The following is an 18,397-nucleotide window of genomic DNA, read 5'->3' on the forward strand; positions in this document are numbered from 1 at the left end:
TAGCTTAATGCGGTAATGGTCCCTTCGTAGGCCTCTTTGAACAGCTTCTTGGGCTCTTGGCCCGGTTCTATGGCGCCTTCGAAAATTTGATCAAAATTAATGGCTTCGGCCAATCTATTTCCCTCCCTTTCGTGGTATTTTACCAGTTTTGACACAGAGCAGTTTCCAGATCATCGGCTACCCGGCGGTGCACGCCCAGTTTCCAGGTTCTATATTCCAGGGCGCCCAGCAGTTTTTGAATCGATGTATCAATATCGGGCTCGAGGATGAAGTAACCGCCGAATACGTCTCCTGCAATTTGGGTAAGGATGCTGTAAATCAGATCGCAGCCTTCCACCGGCGGCATGGTTCCAACATGGGTGGGCAGCCCGATTGTTACCGCCCAGGTACCGATACTGGTGGCTTTACCACTCATTGCCTCGGGAGCGGAGGCGACAAACGGTACTTTAGGTGTATCAACACCGAGGTCTTCCGCCATCATCATCAATAGTTCGGCTGCCCGCGAGTTGTCCACGCAGGAACCGATATGCAGAACCGGCGGTAAACCATACTTGAGATTGGCATTAGCGCTAATTCGTTTGTAGAAATTCTTTAGTCCTTCGCCACAGTATTCATCAACCTTGTCGGGATCCATCAGCCCGGCCTTGGCACAGGCCTGAGCGTTGCAACCCGTGGAAACAACCAGCACATCATTTTTCAGCATGGCCTTGGTGATTTCCAAATGCGCTTGATCGTGGAATGTCTTAAGGTTATTGCAGCCAGCCATCAGAATTACGCCCTTGAGCTCGCCGCTTAAAATAGCATCGTTAAGCACTTTAATTGGTTTATCCGGGTTGACCGACTTAAATACTTCCAAAATCGCTTCTAAACTCCAGCCGGCAACAACCTTGTTTTTTACATTGGGGATATGCACCGGCCGGTTGCCGCGTTCTTTATATGCAGCAATACCTTCACGAATTACTTCCCGCGCATTTTCCATAGCCGTTGCTTCCTGATAGTCTATGTGCATGGTGCCGGGGTTTTTAACGATGTCGGAAGTGGTAATTAGCCTGGTGCCAAAGCACTGGGCCACGGTATTCAGGCCAGGCATAATGCACTGAACGTCTACAACCATGCAGTCCACGGCGCCGGTGCAAATAGCCAGTTCCTGGGAGGAGAATGACGTTACCAGGGGCACCCCCTGACGCATTAGCACTTCATTACCGGTGCAGCAGATGCCGGATAACTGAATACCTGCTGCCCCGGCGGCTTTGGCTTCATCTTCCAGTTCACGGGCTGCGGCCACAATCATTTCGCTGAGCAGCGGGTTATGGCCGTGTAGAATGATATTTACCTTGGCGGGATCCAGCACACCCATATTTGCTTCGCTGAGCACGGGTTCGGGAGTGCCGAAAATAATATCGGAAAGGTCGGTGGCGATCCACTTGCCGGCCAAGTCGGCCAGACCGACGCGCACCGCACTGAATACCAGGTTGACCGGGTCGTTGTCCATGCCTACGTGAGCCTGGGTGACCAAGTCGGATATGGTGGCATGAATGCCGTGGGGCATTACGTTACGTTCTCTATAGTTTTGATTTCTTTCCTTGGTGACCATCTTGGTGATCCAGGTTGCTTCACCTTCACCTTTGAGGCGTTTAAAGTCTGCCAGGGCCAGCTCTGACAATTCTTTGGCCAATGTGGCATTATCTTTGCCCTCGGTTTCAATACCAACTTTTTGGCAAATCCTAAAGAGCTTATCCACATCCTTGATAGCATAATCCGGGGCATGCCCGTCAGCTATCATGTGCAATACGTGGGATATATGGTTACCGTGTTGGGCGTGGGACGCACAGCCGGTAAGAATCATCAGACCGACGCTACGGGCTACGATGGTCCATGCGTTGGCGCCGCAAATACCCCTGCTGGCAGGGCCTTCATCTGCTTTAATGCGGCAGGGACCCATCATGCAAAAACGACAGCAGATCCCTTTATAGCCGAATTGACATTGTGGCTGCTGAGCCACAACCCGGTCAAAAGCTGTAATTATCCCTTTTTCTTTAGCTACATCAATCATTTCCAGGGCCGCTGGGTCAACGGTACGTTTGATGTTTTTAGGGTCAATCACTCGCGGTGTCTTGCTGGATGGCCTGCAAGTCAGGCTTGGGTCTTTATACCTTGGCATTAATTCGACCTCCTTGTATAGAATGAGTAATTAGTAAGCGAAAAAATGTTAGTTTTTTAACCACCTTCCCCTATCCATATTTGATTAAATATACTAAAAAAATACTGTAATGATCAAATGTTAAAAACAAAGATTTAGTGAGCAATAGCTCATAAATTTATGAGCTATTGTCACAAATTATTTTTTTAACATAATTTCATATTATAAAAGTCATAAAGAATCCAATCCAAACCGTTTCACAATAACAATGAGGTATTTGTCACTAATGGAATTTTTTTTGCATACAATGATTATATTTAATGAGAGTTTGCCGTTTCCTTATTGATTGACTTTTATTACGGCAAATTGTAAAATAGTGATAAATATCACATTTCTTTATAGGTGGGTTTCATGTTAAATAAAATTTGTATTCTATATAAAGATCACCTGCGCCTCACCCTGCTTGTCGGCGGGGGGGAAGCCAGGAAAACTTATATTTACTGGCTTAATAAAACTCCGGTGGATATGAAGAATTACGAAAGCTTTGAAGGTAAATGGATTGAAGGAAGCCTGGAGGAACCGGTTATTCTTTTGGAAGGTGTGCCCGGTGGTATCCAAAAAATTGACCTGGCGCCTTATATTAAAGAAATAGAAGTGATTTATCAGATTATCGGAGTTTCGCAATCCGGTAAAATGAGTTGGAAAAACGTTAAAGAAAATGAGTTCAATGAATTTATGAAAAATCTAGACTACTCTATTTAGCCTGTTAATTGGGACGTGGATTATTTGAATTTGCCGGTTTAAGACTTGAGCGATATTTTGCCGGATATGAATTTAGTTCGACATATCTTTTGTGCTCTTCAGATTGTGAATCCATTACACTAAAGGATCTGTTGTCATTTGAAGGCGATGGAGCATGGGACGCCTTTCAGAACCTGTGTCTTGGCTACACCGGATCCCTGGGGAACCCTGAACTAAGGCATGCCATAGCAGGTCTTTACCGGGGTATTAAGCCCGATGAGATACTGGTTATCTCGGGTGCCGGGGAAGCTATCTTTATTATCGCGGCCTGGAATACGATCAAACGGAATACCCGAGTCATCTGTCCTCCCTGATAAGCAAGAATGTTGACATTGCAATGGGGGGATTTTGTTTTGACTGGGCAGGGGGGTTGCTGATGGTTGTGGGAGTGCTGACCCTGGAACTTTTTTTGGGCGAGGCCAATTCATTAAAAGGTAAACGAAAAATTTTAAAAAGTTTGCTGGAAAGGCTGAAGCACAAGTTTAATATCTCTGTAGCCGAGGTTGGCCGGCAGGATAGCTGGAAACATTCAACCATTGGAATTTCTGCGGTTAGCGGGGAAACATCCCATATGGACAGTATTCTATCCAGCGTGGTGAATTACATTGAAAATCACGGTGGTGTTGAAATAATTGAAATTCAAAAAGAACTGTTATAAATAAAAGCTGGTACGTTTGTGCCGGCATTTTTTTAATAAGTGAAATTATAACGGTATTTACCTGTAAAGCGATATTGTTCATTCCATGTCATTGATTATATATGGTAACTACCTTTTAAGCTGCATCGTTCGATCTACGTCATTGCGAGGAGTGAAACGACGTTGGTTTATCTTATTTTGTAGCTGAACTTTGCATTATGTCTGCGCTAAAGTTATTGGCTTCCTGTGATTCTCCCCTTAATTCGGCCAGCAGCATGCCTGCTAAAATGAGGATACATCCTGCAGCCTGTACCAGTGTTAACATTTCACGCCCCAGTATGTGTGCAGTAATCGCCGCAAATACCGGTTCCATGGTAAAAATAATGGCCGTATGGGTTGGTGAGGTATAGCGCTGCACGGAATTTTGAATTAGAAAAGCCAGGGAAGTTGCCGGAATGGCTGTGATGATAAAAGCCGTCCAGACCGGCGTGGTAAAGTGGCCGGGTATTGTTTCCAGCCTTAAGGCAAACATAAAGCTGATTATTGAAACAGTGCCGATTTGGATGGTGGCCAGCAAAACAGGGTCGTGTTTGCCGGCATAGCGTCCAACCATAATAATATGCAGCCCGAAACAAATTGCGCAGAAGAAGATTAATAAATCCCCCAGACCAAGTTTAAAGCTGCTGCCCTGCAGGGTCAACAGAGCCAGTCCAAAAGTGGCGAACAGTACCCCAATTATTACAAATACCCCGGGCAGGCGGCGGCACGCAAGTGCTGTAAACAGGGGAACCAGCACTACCGCAAGCCCGGTGATAAAGCCTGCGGTGGCCGGCCCGGTATATTTTAGGCCAACCGTTTGAAATGCATAACCGCCGAATAAAAACAAGCCGATAAAAAAGCCTGTTTTTAAAGTGCCCCAGTTAATATTTAAAAGGTGCCGCCGGTAGACGGCAGCCAGGAAAACCAGAGCCAGCAGGAAACGCAGGGCCACAAAATAATAAGGACCAATGCCGGAAAGAGCATCCTGTACTACCACGAAGGTCAGACCCCAGGAAAAGGCGACAAATAACAAGGCAAGGTCAGCTTTGATCTGTCTTTTTTTAAGTTGGTTTGTCATTAGTTTTGTCCTTTCAAAAAGCCATGGCCAACGTATAACCAAAACAGGTATGACAATTAATTTTCCCATGCTGTAATATCCCTGTCAAGCCAGAGAAAGCAAGTTGGCTTTTAATGATTAAAAGCAAATTCCCGAGCAGGATTTTTACATTGTTCAGCGAATTTTAACAATTTAATTGGAATTTTAATTAACGAAGGAGGAGAATATGTTTGAAAAAGTGGCTTAGAATTGGTTTTGTTTTGCTGACCGTGCTGGCATTTGCTGTTGTTGTTGCCGGATGCGGTGGCGGAGAGAAAGCCAAGGAGACTGCGGGTGAAGGCGAAAAGCAGGCTGCACCGGAGAAACAAAACCTGGTTTTTGGTTCCGACACATCTTATGCGCCCTTTGAATCTTACGATGCCAATGGAAAACTGGTTGGTTTTGACGTTGACCTGATCGATGCAATTAATGAAGTATCCGGCCTGAATATTGAAATGAAAACTTATGATTTCAAAGGTCTCATTCCAGCCCTTGAAACGGCTACCATTGACGGTGCCATTTCTGCCATGAGTATTACCGATGAAAGAAAACAAAAGGTTAACTTTAGCGTTCCTTACTACAAGTCCGGCTTGGCCACGGCTGTTAAGGTCGACAATAAGGACATCAAAGGTTTTGATGACCTTGAAGGCAAGAAAATTGGTGTTCAAACCGGTACGACCGGTGAAATAGAAGCCAGCAAGGTTCCCAATGCCCAGGTTGTTTCCTTCGACACCATTGACGGAGCATTTATGGACCTGACCAACGGCGCCTTGGATGCTGTTGTCAATGACTTCCCTGTCACAGCCTATTATATTGCCCAGGGCAACGATCAGGTTAAAATAGTGGGTGACCTCAGGACAAGCGAATACTATGGCATTGCCATTCCCAAGCAAAAGCCCGAAGTGCTTGAAAAAGTTAATGCTGCCCTGAAGACTTTGAAAGAGAACGGCAAATACGCTGAAATTTATAAAAAATGGTTCTCCGTCGATCCCCCTGCGGATTTGCCAGGCGAACCCCAAAGCTAAAATCTTCAAAATTAAGTAGCTTGGAGGATATGCGTAATACGGTTTCGTATTACGCATATTTTCCTTAATCGTCGAGAGGGTGAATTTTTTGGACGTTGCTATTCAAAGTTTACCCTTGTTATTCAAGGGACTGGAATTGACGCTGATAATAACTCTGGGTTCGGTTGGCATCGGGTGCATTATCGGCATGGTGGCGGCTCTTTCCCGGTTATCCGGCAAGCGGTGGCTACGGCTGCTTGCCACGGCCTATGTGGACTTTTTCCGCGGCACCCCGCTGCTGGTTCAAATTTTACTTGTTTATTACGGCATTCCGGTATTACTTCAGGACAGCCAGGAATTTCTGATGAATACCTTTGGGATGCCCCAGTTAATTCATAATTACGCCATGCCCAGGCTTATCGCCGCCGTTATCGCCTGCAGTATTAACAGCGGCGCCTATATTGCAGAAATATTCAGGGCCGGTGTTCAATCCATCGAAAAGGGGCAAATGGAAGCCGCGCGCTCTCTGGGCATGACCCACGGCCAGGCCATGCGTTATATTATACTGCCCCAGGCTGTCAAAAGGGTAATTCCGCCTCTGGGCAATGAATTTATAGCCATGTTAAAGGATACCTCACTGCTGTCCGTCATAGGGATTATTGAATTAACCAAGAGCGGTATGCTGGTAGTGGCCAGGACTTATGAAGCTTTTGCCATTTATATCACCGTGGCGATTTTTTACCTGGTAATAACTTTTACGCTTTCCCGTTATATTGATTACCTGGAGAGGAGGTTGAAAACCGGTGATTGAAGTTAAGAATCTGTATAAAAACTTCGGTAAACTGGAAGTTTTGAAGGACGTTAACTGCCGGGTTGCCCTCCAGGAAGTAGTTTGCGTTATTGGCCCCAGTGGTTCCGGAAAAAGCACCTTTTTACGCTGTATTAACATGCTGGAACAACCTACCTCGGGTGAAATCTGGATTGACGGGGTTAATTTACTCGATAAAAAAACCAACATCAATAGTGTAAGACAGGACGTCGGTATGGTGTTCCAGCGCTTTAATCTTTTCCCCCATAAAACAGCGTTGGAGAACATCACATTGGCGCCAATGAAAGTGAAGAATCTCTCCCGGGAAGATGCTGAAAAAACCGCCCGGGACTTGCTAAATAAAGTCGGCCTGTCGGATAAGACCGATGTTTACCCGGACCAGCTTTCAGGCGGGCAGCAGCAGCGGGTTGCCATCGCCAGGGCACTGGCCATGCACCCCAAAGTGATGCTCTTTGACGAGCCTACCTCCGCCTTGGACCCGGAAATGGTTGGTGAAGTGCTATCTGTTATGAAGGACCTGGCCAGGGAAGGGATGACTATGGTGGTTGTGACTCATGAAATGGGTTTTGCCCGGGAAGTGGGAGACCGGGTAATATTTATGGACGAAGGACGGCTGGTGGAGGAAGGTACCCCGGACCAAGTTTTTGGCAGCCCTCGTAATGATAGGACCAAGTTGTTCCTAAGTAAGATACTATAATATTTTACCTATCGGAAGGCGTAACAAATGGCGTTACGCTTTTTATTTTTTAACTATTCAGTCCAAGGTCGAAAATCAAAGGTCGAAGGTCACTCAGTAAACGTGCTTACTTTGGAAGATTTGTGAAGATAGGTAATAGTAGGGGCGGACGACCCTGTCCGCCCGTTTGACCTGAATAACGAACCACCGGAGCGCCGGATACCGGTAATTAATATTTATAAAATTTGAAACCAGGCAAATTTTCAGTAAACGACAGGTGTGACTTTGCGCCCGAATAGGGCGCAGTGTTTATAAAATCTATAAAAAATTAATTGCATTGTTGTAAATTCTTTGAAACTTCATGCTTTCAAAAAGCTCAATATCACTTTTAGATACATTCTTGCCAATACGGGCCATTAATACGTTGGCTGGATGTTCAATAATGTCTGGGTCATCTGTGGGTGTACGCTGCATACCGACCGATCCGAAAAGATTGGTCAAAACCCGCTGGTAGGCCCATATGTCCAGTTTGGTATTACGGGTATCCCAGTGCCAGCACATTTCCATAGTAATAACAATATAATTTTCCAGCTCCGGGTTTTGAAAGCTAACTTTTAACAGATTTTCGGCGAGCTTCATTCTGCGCCAGTCAGAACTTATTTCAATACCGCCCAATTCAAGTACACGCGGGTGTTTAATCCACCGTGAGCTTTCATCAGAAGGGTGAAAGGTTACATAACCGGCAATCTCCTTTTCATGGCGAGCTATATAAATCATACCAACAGGCATTTCAGCTATCATAATTAAGGCGTCTTTTTGTTTTTCCGGTGGTCGAAAGTTGGTAAGCTTATCGTTCATGGTCAGCTCCGCCAGATAATCGCCGGGGCAAGGACCTTCAATATATACAGTACCCTGGGGTGTTTCAAGGGCATATTGTTGCATCTTCAATCACCTCCTAGCGGTATAATCCCGGGGCCATTCGGTGTTATATTCCTCCGACCCCAAACGCGGAGGGGTGTCCACTTAGGATATTATAGCTGCTGTTTAGCGGAACTATCAATAGCTGGAAATTAAGTGTTTATATTAAAAATTTTCAGTACTATACCCAGTATTCATAAAAACGCAGTTTAAGCTCCTTCAGTCTGATCGGCCTGGTAGAGATTTTATTTAAAATCTTTGCAGCTGTGTCCAGAGCATAGACGCTTACCCCTATGCTTCTGGGGTCAATTTCATCTAAGTTAAGTTCGTGCCCCCCGCGTCCCGCCGAACGTATTTTACCCCATAAGCTTGGCAATATTATGCCCACATAAGGCCTATCCACTGGAACTAATATTACTTCATAAACCTTTTTCTTAACACCTTCAAATTCATATTCTTCTTTCATGACCGGGTCAACTTTTGTTTCATAATTCTCCCAGTCAATAATGTCGTCGTAGACTAATAAACCTATGCCAAAATGTCTTACCATTCCAACCATAGCCGTTCTCCTTTGATAGATTTAAGTAATTTTAGCATGCTTCAATTATTGTTTCTATATTTTTCTTATTGTTTATACACTTTACTCAGCTAAGAACAAGTTTTCGTTGAAAACTGCCGTGAGGCTGTCGGCAAGTTGTGTGACAGGTTAGGGAAAAAACGATCGGAGGTAGAGATATTTAACTGAACGTACTATCTCTATGTTATGATAAAATATAACAGGTGGGAATATCGGGGGTGATGATCATCGGCCGGAAATCAACCGTGCAGGGCAGGCATACAGAGTTTACCGGCGACGGCAGGTTCAGATTCCTGTGTCATTCCAAGCTGGAGTGTTTTAACCGTTGTTGCAGAGATATAAATATCTTTTTATCACCGTACGATGTACTGCGCATGAGTAAAAAGCTGGGGCTTTCCACCAGTGTTTTTCTGGAACGTTATACAACCAGGCTGCAGGCCAGGGGTACCGGTTTTCCCGTAGTTTTGATCAAAATGCGGGATGATGCGGGCTTGGCTTGCCCTTTTGTCACCGGGCAGGGGTGCTCAATATATGAAGAGAGGCCCTGGTCCTGCCGCATGGCTCCTGTGGAAATCAGGGGAGAGAACAGGTACGGGTTTGCCTTTGACAGCGACCACTGCCGCGGCCTGCTGGAAGAAAAGGAATGGACTGTGGAGGAATGGATGAAGAACCAGGGCAATGAGGGGTATGCAGAGTTGGAAAGCGGGTTCGAAGAAATACCCGCGGGGCTGAAGCTGACTGGGCTGCCGAGTTTAGACCAGCATATTATGGAGATGTTTTTTATAACCTGCTACGATTTGGACAAGTTCCGCAGGTATGTTTTTGACGGCAGTTTTATAAAAATTTTCGATATCTCTTCGGAAACAGTGGAAAAGATAAAAAATGACGATCTGGAACTATTAAAATTTGGTTTTAGGTGGCTGGCCTCGGGTTTTGACCTGCGCAAGTCGATAACCGTCAGGGACGAGGTGTTTGATAATTGAAAAAAGTGTACCGCTCTTCCTGCCCGCTGGATTGCTACTCGTCTTGCGGTCTGTTGGTAGATACTGAAAACGGCCGTGTAACAGCCATTAAAGGTGACCCCGGTCACCCTCTTACCAAGGGTAAGATTTGCATCAAGGCTAAAAAGCTCCTGGACAGGTTATACAGCCCCGACCGCATCCTATACCCGCTGGCGCGCAGGAACGGTGTTTGGAAACGCATAAGCTGGGATGACGCCTTGGATCTTTGGGCCGGCAAATTGACAAGCATTAAAGAACGATATGGTTCCACCGCTGTTTTGCATCATGATGCCAGCGGCTCCAACGGCATTTTACGTGGTCTGGGATCACGCTTTTTTAACATTTACGGGGGCGTTACCGAGCCGCAGGGCAGCCTTTGCTGGGGCAGCGGTTATGCCGCCCAACTGCTGGACTTCGGTGCCTTACAGATGCATGAATGGGAAGATTTGCTCAATTCAAGCACCATTCTCCTGTGGGGGCGTGACCCCGCCCGCACGAACCCGCACCTGCTTGGGCACCTGCGGCGGGCTGCGGCCGGCGGGGCTGAAATTATCTCCATTAATCCGGTGCGCGTGCGTGCCGGTATCCCCGGCCTGAGGCATATTTCACCGCGGCCCGGCACCGACGGGGCCCTGGCTCTGGCTATGGCCAGCGTAATAATTTCGGAAGACCTGGTAGACCATGCTTTTGTCGCTGAACATGTGCACGGCTATCAGGAATTTGCCTCATCCGTGCGCGAATTTAAACCGGAAAGGGCTGCCGCCATTTGCGGCATCAGTGGCGCTGAAATTGAGAGTTTGGCCAGGCGTTACGCCATGCACGGGCCTTCAGCGATCCTATTCGGTTATGGAATGCAGCGCTATGCCAACTCCGGCCGCACCGTCCGCTGTATTGACGCCCTGGCTGCCATCACGGGCAATATAGGGATACCCGGGGGCGGGGCTAACTATGTGCAGAGACATTGGAAGCAGTTTTTTGCCGACCTGTCGGGTAAGGAATATGCGCAAGCAAGGCGGTTGTTCCCCTGGCCCGCGCTGGCCCGCCACATCCTGGAAGCCCGGGACCCGCCGGTGCGCAGTATTGTTGTCACCCGCTCCAATCCAGTCAATCAGCTGCCAAATACCAATCTGGCCCGGCAGGCTTTTCAGGCCGCCGGTTTTGTGGTCGTAATCGACTTTTTTATGACCGATACCGCCGCCGGGGCGGATTTGGTGCTGCCGTGCACCACTTTTCTCGAAGATGAAGATATAGTAATTTCCTCCTGGAACAACTATGCCAACTATACCCCGGCGGTTATTGAACCATTGGGTGAATGTAGGTCGGAACTCAGTATTTTTACCGGGCTGGCCCGGCGCCTCGGGCTGCTTTCAATATTCGGCGATTTGCAGCCGGAGCAATGGCTCCGGCGGGCGCTGGCCCCCGCGGCGGAATTGGGCATAACCATTGACACGCTGCGCCGGGGCCCGGTGCGCAACCCGCTGGCCCCCAAAGTGGCCTGGGAAAACAGGGTATTTGCCACTCCCAGCGGCAAATACGAGCTGTATTCCAGCCGGGCTATAGAAATGGGGTTGGAACCGCTGCCGGTTTACCGGCAGCCGGCCTCTGACGGGGAAGACCGGGAAAAGTACCCTTATTGCCTGATAACGCCGCATCACCGCGACTTTACGCACTCTCAGTTTTGGAACCTGGAATCCGGGGAGAGCCTGGCCCGGCTTCCCGAAGTGGAGATGCATCCGGAGGCAGGAGCTATGATGGGACTTAACGAAGGTGAAAGTGTATGGGTTGAGTCCCCCGGTGGGCGGCTGCAGGGCATTGTCAAGTTTAACAGCGATATCAGCCCGGGAGTAATAAGCGTATTTCAAGGGCGCTGGATCAGCCGGGGCGGCGGGGTGAATGTTCTCACCCCAGACATAGTATCCGACCTGGGAGACGGGTCATGCTACTACGATTGCCGCTGCCGGGTGGTTAAGAATTAAATCAGCCTGAACGATATTTCTATTTTATTACTGTCGGTGGCAATACCTGCCACATAATAATTTGGTAAATTTCTGGTTATATCCCACTTTAAAAAATTGTTTTGATAAATATAGCTTAATAAATTTCCTTCGATGGTTGTTTCACCGAAGCTGAACGAGCGGGGAACAAAAAGGATTTCCCTTCCTCCCTTGACTGTTTTGAAATCGCCTGTAACTTTAAAACTGGTTCCGGTATCAACGAGAAATCCGGAAAAAACTGTTTGCTTGGGCTCGATATTTATATGCACAGGGGTTTTATACAAAGTGTCGCCCCGATTCATTTTGGAATTCAAGGTGTTTTCATTGAATTCCACCTGAAGCCCTCCTAGTTTGAAGCTTATTTTATCGGGCATAAACTCTTCCGGCGGCAATGAGCTGAGCTTTTCCAGTGCGCCGGTTATGGTGGCGTTGGCTCTCGACCAGCATTCTGCGGAGAGGGTGATCCTGGCCGCCAGTCCGGCCGACTGTCTTTTTATTTGGGCCAGAAAACCGGACCGCTCGTTTTTTGTCTTTTGCAGCAGGGTAATTGACTGTAGTATTTTTTTACGGTCGGCGGCTATTAAAGCATTTATTTTATTGATCTCTTGGAGCTTGCTCTCGGTTTTGTTTTTAAGTTTTTCAGTTTGATCGCGCATTTGAGCGTAGCGGTCGACTATTGCCGATATCAAAAATAACCTGTTGGTAAAGTCGTCAAAATCAGCAGCGGACAGGAAAACGTCAAGTAAACTGACGTAACCGAATTGGTAAATGAAGGATACCATTTGTCCCAACTTGCGGGTCTGTTCCTGTAAATCGGCTTTAACCACGTCAAGATCTGCTTTTGCCCTGGCAGCTTTTTGTTGATTGGCGGCAAGCCTCTTTTCCAGAGCATCTTTTTCTTTTTGCATGGTTTCAATTTTTTGGTTGATGGTGATTAATTCAGCCAAAATTTGATTTTCTTTATCCTGTAAATCAGAAACGGGGCTTTTGGCCTGGCTGCCTGTCGCCGGGATTTGCGCAGTTGTAAAGGTGGCTATAAAAATAAACAGCAGTATAATGCCAACCTGCTGTCTATGCCTTTGATCCATGGACAATTCACTCACTCACCCACTTGTTTAATTACCGCTTTGTGTTAATAATTCTAACCTTGCCTGGTTATTCCTGCCTGGACAAAAACGCGCCAGCCGCTTTGACCGGCGCTTATAAATTCCATTACCCCCAATCTGGTGTTTTTTCCCTTTAATTTGCCTTATCAGAACAAAAATTAAGATTTTTTGGGGGATTTTTTCAAACATGCTATAATAATTAAAAAAGGTTTAACAGGGGAGTGATTGATGTGAGCAGCGGCGGCGGCAGTATGGTTGAGGTCAGGGGCTTTTCTTTCATTAAAGAAATTTTTGACCGGCGCGGGTGGCCTTTTCCGGTGATGTTTGAGCTGGATGGTGCATGCAGCGCTTTGGAACTGGCGGAAAAGCTGGAGTTGCCCCGGGATAAAATAGAGGGAGTGTTTATTAACGGCCACGCCGGGCCGCTTGACCGCACCGTTTGCCCCGGCGACAGGGTTGCCTTCGTTCCGCCCGGAACGCCCGGACCTTACCGGGTTATTTTAGGACTGGTCAATCCTGCCGATAAGGCTGAACAAAAATAGCTTGTGCTGATTATGAGAAAAGGATATTTTTTTGAAAGCAATATGCTTTGCAAAGCAGAACGCTTGGGGAGGTCATTAATATAACCAGGGAGTGAGATCGTTTGCAAAATAAAACAGAAGCAATAAAACAGGCGCTTAGAGAGGCGGCGCCGGAAGGAAAATTAAGCTGTACCGCCGCCAGAAAACTGGCCGCGGATTTGGGGGTTTCCCCAAGGCAAGTGGGCCAGGCTGCCGACGAACTAAAAATTAAAATATTTGCTTGCGAGCTGGGTTGTTTCTAGGGGGGATGGATATGGCCGAACTATTCCAGGACCTGTTTCAGGCCCGTACGGTTGAAGAGGCAAAAACTATCATGGGCAGGTATATTATTACAGGTGGCAGTGAAAAAGTATCATTATTGGAAGCCCTGGGCCGGCGACTGGCCGAGGATGTAAGTGCGCTGGACGCCGTACCCGGCTTTGACAGGTCTACCATGGATGGTTTTGCGGTCCGGGCCCGGGATACCTTTGGCGCTTCCGAAAGCCTGCCTGCTTACCTGGATGTAACAGGTGAAGTGCTGATGGGGCGGGAGGCAGTGGGCAATGTCGGGACGGGCCAGGCCTGGCGCATACCCACCGGAGGGATGCTGCCGCCCGGTGCTGATGCAGTCGTGATGGTGGAATACACCGAGGAATTGGATGGCCGAACCATTGGTGTGACCAGGCCGGTGGCGCCGGGTGATAATGTGGTTCGCTGTGGGGAGGATATCCCGCCGGGCGCCCGGGTGCTTTCGGCCGGGCAGGTTATCCGCCCGCAGGACCTTGGCCTGCTGTCATCCGTGGGCCTTACCGAAGTTGCTGTTGTCCTGCAGGCCAAAGTGGGCATAATTTCCACCGGTGATGAAGTTGTTGAGCCGGGCTGCCGCCCGGCGCCCGGCCAGGTGCGGGACATCAACTCCTACGCGCTCTATGGCCAAGCTGCCGCCAATGGGGCAAAACCCCGCATTTACGGTATCGTCAGGGACAGCTATGAACTGCTTCTGGACAAAGTCGGCCAGGCGTTATCGGAGTGTGACATTGTGCTGCTGTCAGGGGGTAGTTCGGTGGGTGTGCGCGATGTGGCATATAAAGTAATTGACAGCCTGGGCTCTCCAGGCGTTTTGTTTCACGGAATTTCCATCAAACCCGGTAAACCCACGGTGGGGGCGGTGGTGGACGGCAAGCCGGTCTTCGGGCTGCCGGGGCACCCTGTTTCAGCTATGGTGGTTTTCGATCTGCTGGTTACACCACTGCTTAAATATGGAACTTACCTGAACAACCCGCTGGAATTTCCCGTGCGAGCCCGCATAGCCAGGAACATGCGGTCGGCCGCCGGCAGGGAAGATTACCTCAGAGTCAGGCTCTATAAAGACGGAGAGATTATCGTGGCAGAACCTATACTTGGCAAATCCGGACTGATCAGCACGATGGTCCAGGCCGACGGGCTGGCGCGCATACCCGCGGAGAAAGAAGGCGTTGAGGCCGGAGAGTACGTTGAGGTCAAACTTATCTAGAAACGGAGTGAAATAATGAATAAGCGGGACGTTTACCTGGAGGACAAGCCCCTACAACAGGCGCTGGAAGAATACTTGGCCCACCTGGCTGACAAGGGGGCGCTGGACCCCGGTGAAAGCGAAATAGTTCCGGTAGAGGAAGCGGCGGGACGGGTAACTGCAACTCCCGTATTTGCGCGAATTTCTTCACCGCACTATCATGCCTCGGCCATGGACGGGGTGGCGGTACGAGCGCTGGATACCTTCGGTGCCTCGGAGGCAACGCCAAAACTGCTTACTTTGGGTGAAAACGCCGTCATTGTAGATACCGGCGATCCCGTTCCCCAGGGTTGCGATGCAGTAATTATGATTGAAGATGTCCACTTTATTGATGAAAAAAACTTTGAAATCACCTCAGGGGCGGTGCCCTGGCAGCATGTGCGGGAAATTGGCGAGGATGTGGTGGCCACGGAAATGATTGTCCCGGCCAACCACCGGTTGCGTTCTTTTGATCTGGGCGGCATTCTGGCCGGGGGGGTGACGGAAATCGCGGTCCACCCCAAGCCCAAAGTCGGGCTGATGCCTACTGGCACTGAACTGGTGCAGCCGGGGGCTGAGCTTAAACCCGGGGATATTATTGAGTACAATACCAGGGTTCTTGGCGCAATGGTGGCTGAATGGGGCGGCAGCCCGGTACGGCTGGAAATTACCGCCGACAACTATGGTGCTCTGAAGGAGAGACTGCAAAAAGCGGTTGAGGAGTGCGACATCGTTTTAATTAATGCCGGTTCATCGGCCGGCAGGGAGGATTTTACCGCCCGGTTAATTGCCGACTTGGGCCGGGTGCTGACCCATGGAGTTGCCATTAAGCCGGGCAAGCCCGTTGTTTTGGGCGAAATTCAAAACAAGCCCGTGGTGGGAGTGCCGGGCTTCCCCGTTTCAGCGGTGCTGGCGGCGGATCTATTCGTTAAGCCCGTTGTATATGCCAAACTGGGTGCTGTACCGCCCCGGAGGGAAAAAATTGAAGCCATCGTCTCTCGTAAAATTGTTTCGCCCATGGGAACCGAGGAATTTATTCGCGTAAAACTCGGCAAGGTGGGTGAAAAAATTGTTTGCACGCCTATTTCCAGGGGGGCCGGGGTAATTATGTCGATGGTCCGGGCTGATGGCATGCTCAGAGTCCCCGGCTTGTCCGAAGGATTTAAGGCCGGTCAGACGGTGCGGGTGGAATTGATGCGCCCCCTGGAAGAGATCAATGAAACCACTGTCATCATCGGCAGCCATGATATCGCTTTGGATGTTTTGGCCAACCACCTGCGCAAAAAGTTTCCCAATGCCACGCTGTCTTCTGCTCACGTGGGCAGCCTGGGCGGGTTAAATGCCCTGAAGCGGTGCGAGGCTCATTGCGCCGGAACCCACCTTTTGGACGAGGAGACCGGGGAATATAATGTTTCATATATAAACAGGTTTCTGGCCGGCCTGCCCGTGGTTTTGGTGAATCTGGTGCACAGGGAGCAGGGGCTCATCGTGGCCCCCGGTAATCCACATCAAATCCGTGGGGTTGGCGATTTGGCTGCCAAGGGGCTTAACTATATTAACAGGCAGCGTGGCGCAGGCACGCGGATACTTTTTGATTACAAATTAAAACAAAAGGGTATTGACCCCGGCGATATCCAGGGGTACGACAGGGAGGAATATACGCATATGGCGGTGGCGGCCGCGGTGGCCTCCGGGTCGGCTGATGCCGGGATGGGTATCAGGGCGGCGGCGTTGGCGCTGGGGCTGGATTTCGTGCCGGTGGTGGAAGAGCGGTATGACCTGTGCATACTGGGCGAATACTTCAATACCCCTTATATTCAAAGATTGCTGGAAGTTATGGCTGAACCACAGTTTCAAAAAGATGTTTTATCCCTGGGTGGCTATGATCTAAGAGATTGCGGCAAGATAATGTTTAAAAGCGGGAGCTAAACTGTGATCCTTTGCCCTGCGGTGTAAATGTTCATCCTGTTTCCACGGGCGAAGCCAACCACGGTGACGTTTAGCTGCCCGGCCAGTTCCAGGGCCAGGTCGGTGGGTGCGGAGCGCGAAATAATCACTGGTACGCCCAGCCGGGCCGTTTTTAGCACAATCTCAGAAGACACCCTTCCGGAAAATACCAGTTGTTTATCACCGGTATTGATGCCGTGCAGCAAGCACCACCCGGCTATTTTGTCCAAAGCGTTATGCCGGCCGACATCTTCAAAAAAAGCAATTACATCGCCTTTGTAACCCAGTGCGGCGCCGTGGGCGCCCCCGGTAGCGGCAAACAATTCAGACCTGCGTTCTGTTTCGCTGCGCAGGGCAAAGATTTCAGCCGTTTGCATATGTGCTTCCGAAGTAATTGGCCTGATATCCAGGTCGTTAATAAAATAAAAGGATGCTCTGCCCCGGCCGCAGCAGGACGCGATGTGCCTTTTAAGAAAATTATTTTGGATGTTGACTGGTTTTGCGGTTTCAACCCAGGCCAGGCCGTCGTTTTCATTGTATTCAAAACCGGCAACATCGTTGGCAGAGTCGATCATACTTTCGGCAAACAGAAATCCCAGGCAAAGCTCGCGCAGGTGAGTTGGTGTACAGATCATGGTAACCATTTCAATTTCGTTAACGTACAGGGTGATGGCCGTTTCACGCACCACCAGATCTTCTTTCAAGTCGCGACTTGACCCTAATATTTTTTCAACAGTAATGATCTTTCTATCGTTCAATGCCTTTCCTCCTGCGCTTTATTTGATTTTTATTTTAACCGAGCGTTGAAATACAGTGCAAGTAATTCCAAAAATTTATTGATCAATAACAGGGAGGGGCGGCCCCCTCTCTGGGGAGGTGGAAGTGGTGTTTAAAGTTGCCATTTTAACAATGAGTGACAGTGGTTCCAGGGGTGAGCGGGAGGACGGCAGCGCCGCTGTAATTAGGGAACTGGTTGAACAACAGGGCTGGGCCGTTGGTGATTACAGAGTGGTGCCTGATGATTATGATACCATCGTGGAAACCTTGATCGACCTGGTTGACCACGGCAAGCACGATTTAATTCTAACGACCGGAGGTACAGGCTTAAGTCCGCGGGATAATACACCTGAGGCTACACTTGCCGTGATTCAAAAGGAGGTCCCTGGCCTGCCGGAGGCCATGCGTATGGAAAGTTTGAAAAAAACCAACCGGGCTATGTTGTCCAGGGCAGTGGCAGGTGTGAGGAACAGCACCTTAATTGTCAACCTTCCCGGCAGTCCCCGGGGTGTGCGGGAGTGCCTGGAGGCGATTATGCCGGCATTGCCCCACGGGTTGGAAATTCTAACCGGCCGGGCCGGTGAATGCGCGTCTTGAGACCTTTTTTAAAATTTGGCAATTGCGGAAGATTTATATGTATATTTAAATTATCCCGGGGGGAAAATATTTCTAGAAATAAAGTTGAGGGTTATATTTAAGCAAGAAAAATATAGAAGGAGAAATCAAAAGCTAGAGTAAAATAAATTGTCCTTTTTAAACAAGAT

19 protein-coding genes are annotated in these 18,397 nt (G+C 48.8%); 13 read left to right on the forward strand and 6 right to left on the reverse strand.

The window, feature by feature from the left end:
- Nucleotides 1-139 precede the first annotated feature (139 nt).
- Nucleotides 140-2,161, reverse strand: a complete 2,022-nt coding sequence (gene cooS / locus H569_RS0112570; protein WP_027365283.1) for an anaerobic carbon-monoxide dehydrogenase catalytic subunit — start codon at nucleotides 2,159-2,161, stop codon at nucleotides 140-142.
- 390 nt (nucleotides 2,162-2,551) lie between these two features.
- Here cooS and H569_RS0112575 point away from each other — a divergent pair, with 390 nt between their 5' ends.
- The 3 genes from H569_RS0112575 (at nucleotide 2,552) to H569_RS0112580 (ending at nucleotide 3,599) form a co-directional block, all read left to right on the forward strand.
- Nucleotides 2,552-2,902, forward strand: a complete 351-nt coding sequence (locus H569_RS0112575) for a hypothetical protein (RefSeq protein ID WP_027365284.1) — start codon at nucleotides 2,552-2,554, stop codon at nucleotides 2,900-2,902.
- Between the two features lie 131 nt (nucleotides 2,903-3,033).
- Nucleotides 3,034-3,255 (forward strand): hypothetical protein, encoded by a 222-nt coding sequence (locus H569_RS22585; protein ID WP_157833531.1) that lies wholly within the window; start codon nucleotides 3,034-3,036, stop codon nucleotides 3,253-3,255.
- A 62-nt stretch (nucleotides 3,256-3,317) separates the two neighbouring features.
- Nucleotides 3,318-3,599 carry a DUF503 domain-containing protein gene (locus H569_RS0112580; protein WP_027365285.1) on the forward strand — a complete coding sequence of 94 codons (282 nt, stop codon included), beginning with the start codon at nucleotides 3,318-3,320 and terminating at the stop codon, nucleotides 3,597-3,599.
- A gap of 172 nt (nucleotides 3,600-3,771) precedes the next feature.
- Here H569_RS0112580 and H569_RS20295 read toward each other — a convergent pair whose 3' ends face one another.
- Nucleotides 3,772-4,764: a DMT family transporter gene (locus H569_RS20295; RefSeq protein ID WP_309294788.1), complete on the reverse strand. Its 993-nt coding sequence runs from the start codon at nucleotides 4,762-4,764 to the stop codon at nucleotides 3,772-3,774.
- 140 nt (nucleotides 4,765-4,904) lie between these two features.
- Here H569_RS20295 and H569_RS0112590 point away from each other — a divergent pair, with 140 nt between their 5' ends.
- From H569_RS0112590 to H569_RS0112600, 3 genes are all read left to right on the forward strand, one after another.
- Nucleotides 4,905-5,738, forward strand: coding sequence for a basic amino acid ABC transporter substrate-binding protein (locus H569_RS0112590; RefSeq protein WP_027365286.1), 834 nt, complete (start codon nucleotides 4,905-4,907; stop codon nucleotides 5,736-5,738).
- A gap of 79 nt (nucleotides 5,739-5,817) precedes the next feature.
- Nucleotides 5,818-6,528 (forward strand): amino acid ABC transporter permease, encoded by a 711-nt coding sequence (locus tag H569_RS0112595; protein ID WP_027365287.1) that lies wholly within the window; start codon nucleotides 5,818-5,820, stop codon nucleotides 6,526-6,528.
- Nucleotides 6,521-7,243: an amino acid ABC transporter ATP-binding protein gene (locus H569_RS0112600; protein ID WP_027365288.1), complete on the forward strand. Its 723-nt coding sequence runs from the start codon at nucleotides 6,521-6,523 to the stop codon at nucleotides 7,241-7,243. The genes H569_RS0112595 and H569_RS0112600 overlap by 8 nt, the downstream gene beginning before the upstream one ends.
- 297 nt (nucleotides 7,244-7,540) lie before the next feature.
- On the opposite strand, the gene H569_RS0112605 is transcribed toward H569_RS0112600, so the two are convergent.
- Nucleotides 7,541-8,164, reverse strand: a complete 624-nt coding sequence (locus H569_RS0112605; protein WP_027365289.1) for a GNAT family N-acetyltransferase — start codon at nucleotides 8,162-8,164, stop codon at nucleotides 7,541-7,543.
- A gap of 157 nt (nucleotides 8,165-8,321) precedes the next feature.
- Nucleotides 8,322-8,699 carry a hypothetical protein gene (locus tag H569_RS0112610; RefSeq protein WP_027365290.1) on the reverse strand — a complete coding sequence of 126 codons (378 nt, stop codon included), beginning with the start codon at nucleotides 8,697-8,699 and terminating at the stop codon, nucleotides 8,322-8,324.
- 239 nt (nucleotides 8,700-8,938) lie between these two features.
- Here H569_RS0112610 and H569_RS0112615 point away from each other — a divergent pair, with 239 nt between their 5' ends.
- Together H569_RS0112615 and H569_RS0112620 are read left to right on the forward strand one after the other, a co-directional pair.
- Complete coding sequence (locus tag H569_RS0112615) at nucleotides 8,939-9,700, forward strand: YkgJ family cysteine cluster protein (RefSeq protein WP_027365291.1); 762 nt, start codon at nucleotides 8,939-8,941, stop codon at nucleotides 9,698-9,700.
- Nucleotides 9,701-9,705: 5 nt separating this feature from the next.
- Entirely contained in the window at nucleotides 9,706-11,694 is a 1,989-nt protein-coding gene (locus H569_RS0112620; RefSeq protein ID WP_238492557.1) for a molybdopterin-containing oxidoreductase family protein, read from the forward strand.
- On the opposite strand, the gene H569_RS0112625 is transcribed toward H569_RS0112620, so the two are convergent.
- Complete coding sequence (locus tag H569_RS0112625) at nucleotides 11,691-12,806, reverse strand: coiled-coil domain-containing protein (protein WP_027365293.1); 1,116 nt, start codon at nucleotides 12,804-12,806, stop codon at nucleotides 11,691-11,693. The two genes, H569_RS0112620 and H569_RS0112625, sit on opposite strands and share 4 nt — an antisense overlap.
- A 242-nt stretch (nucleotides 12,807-13,048) precedes the next feature.
- Here H569_RS0112625 and H569_RS0112635 point away from each other — a divergent pair, with 242 nt between their 5' ends.
- The 4 genes from H569_RS0112635 (at nucleotide 13,049) to H569_RS0112650 (ending at nucleotide 16,838) form a co-directional block, all read left to right on the forward strand.
- On the forward strand, nucleotides 13,049-13,360 hold the full coding sequence (locus H569_RS0112635) for a MoaD/ThiS family protein (protein WP_238492549.1): 312 nt from the start codon (nucleotides 13,049-13,051) through the stop codon (nucleotides 13,358-13,360).
- A gap of 101 nt (nucleotides 13,361-13,461) precedes the next feature.
- The gene (locus H569_RS0112640) at nucleotides 13,462-13,641 is read left to right on the forward strand and encodes a hypothetical protein (RefSeq protein WP_027365296.1); all 180 of its coding nucleotides are present in this window, start codon (nucleotides 13,462-13,464) and stop codon (nucleotides 13,639-13,641) included.
- Nucleotides 13,642-13,652: 11 nt separating this feature from the next.
- A complete protein-coding gene (locus H569_RS0112645) occupies nucleotides 13,653-14,891 on the forward strand; it encodes a molybdopterin molybdotransferase MoeA (protein ID WP_034630564.1) in 1,239 nt (412 codons plus the stop codon).
- Between the two features lie 15 nt (nucleotides 14,892-14,906).
- A complete protein-coding gene (locus H569_RS0112650) occupies nucleotides 14,907-16,838 on the forward strand; it encodes a molybdopterin biosynthesis protein (protein WP_034630567.1) in 1,932 nt (643 codons plus the stop codon).
- Here the strand turns inward: H569_RS0112650 and fdhD are convergent.
- Nucleotides 16,835-17,614 carry a formate dehydrogenase accessory sulfurtransferase FdhD gene (gene fdhD, locus H569_RS0112655; protein ID WP_027365299.1) on the reverse strand — a complete coding sequence of 260 codons (780 nt, stop codon included), beginning with the start codon at nucleotides 17,612-17,614 and terminating at the stop codon, nucleotides 16,835-16,837. The two genes, H569_RS0112650 and fdhD, sit on opposite strands and share 4 nt — an antisense overlap.
- A gap of 127 nt (nucleotides 17,615-17,741) precedes the next feature.
- Between fdhD and H569_RS0112660 the strand changes: the two genes are divergently transcribed.
- Complete coding sequence (locus H569_RS0112660; protein ID WP_027365300.1) at nucleotides 17,742-18,230, forward strand: MogA/MoaB family molybdenum cofactor biosynthesis protein; 489 nt, start codon at nucleotides 17,742-17,744, stop codon at nucleotides 18,228-18,230.
- Nucleotides 18,231-18,397: the final 167 nt, after the last annotated feature.

This window comes from Desulfotruncus alcoholivorax DSM 16058 (assembly GCF_000430885.1).
GTDB classification, from domain to species: Bacteria; Bacillota; Desulfotomaculia; order Desulfotomaculales; family Desulfallaceae; genus Desulfotruncus; species Desulfotruncus alcoholivorax.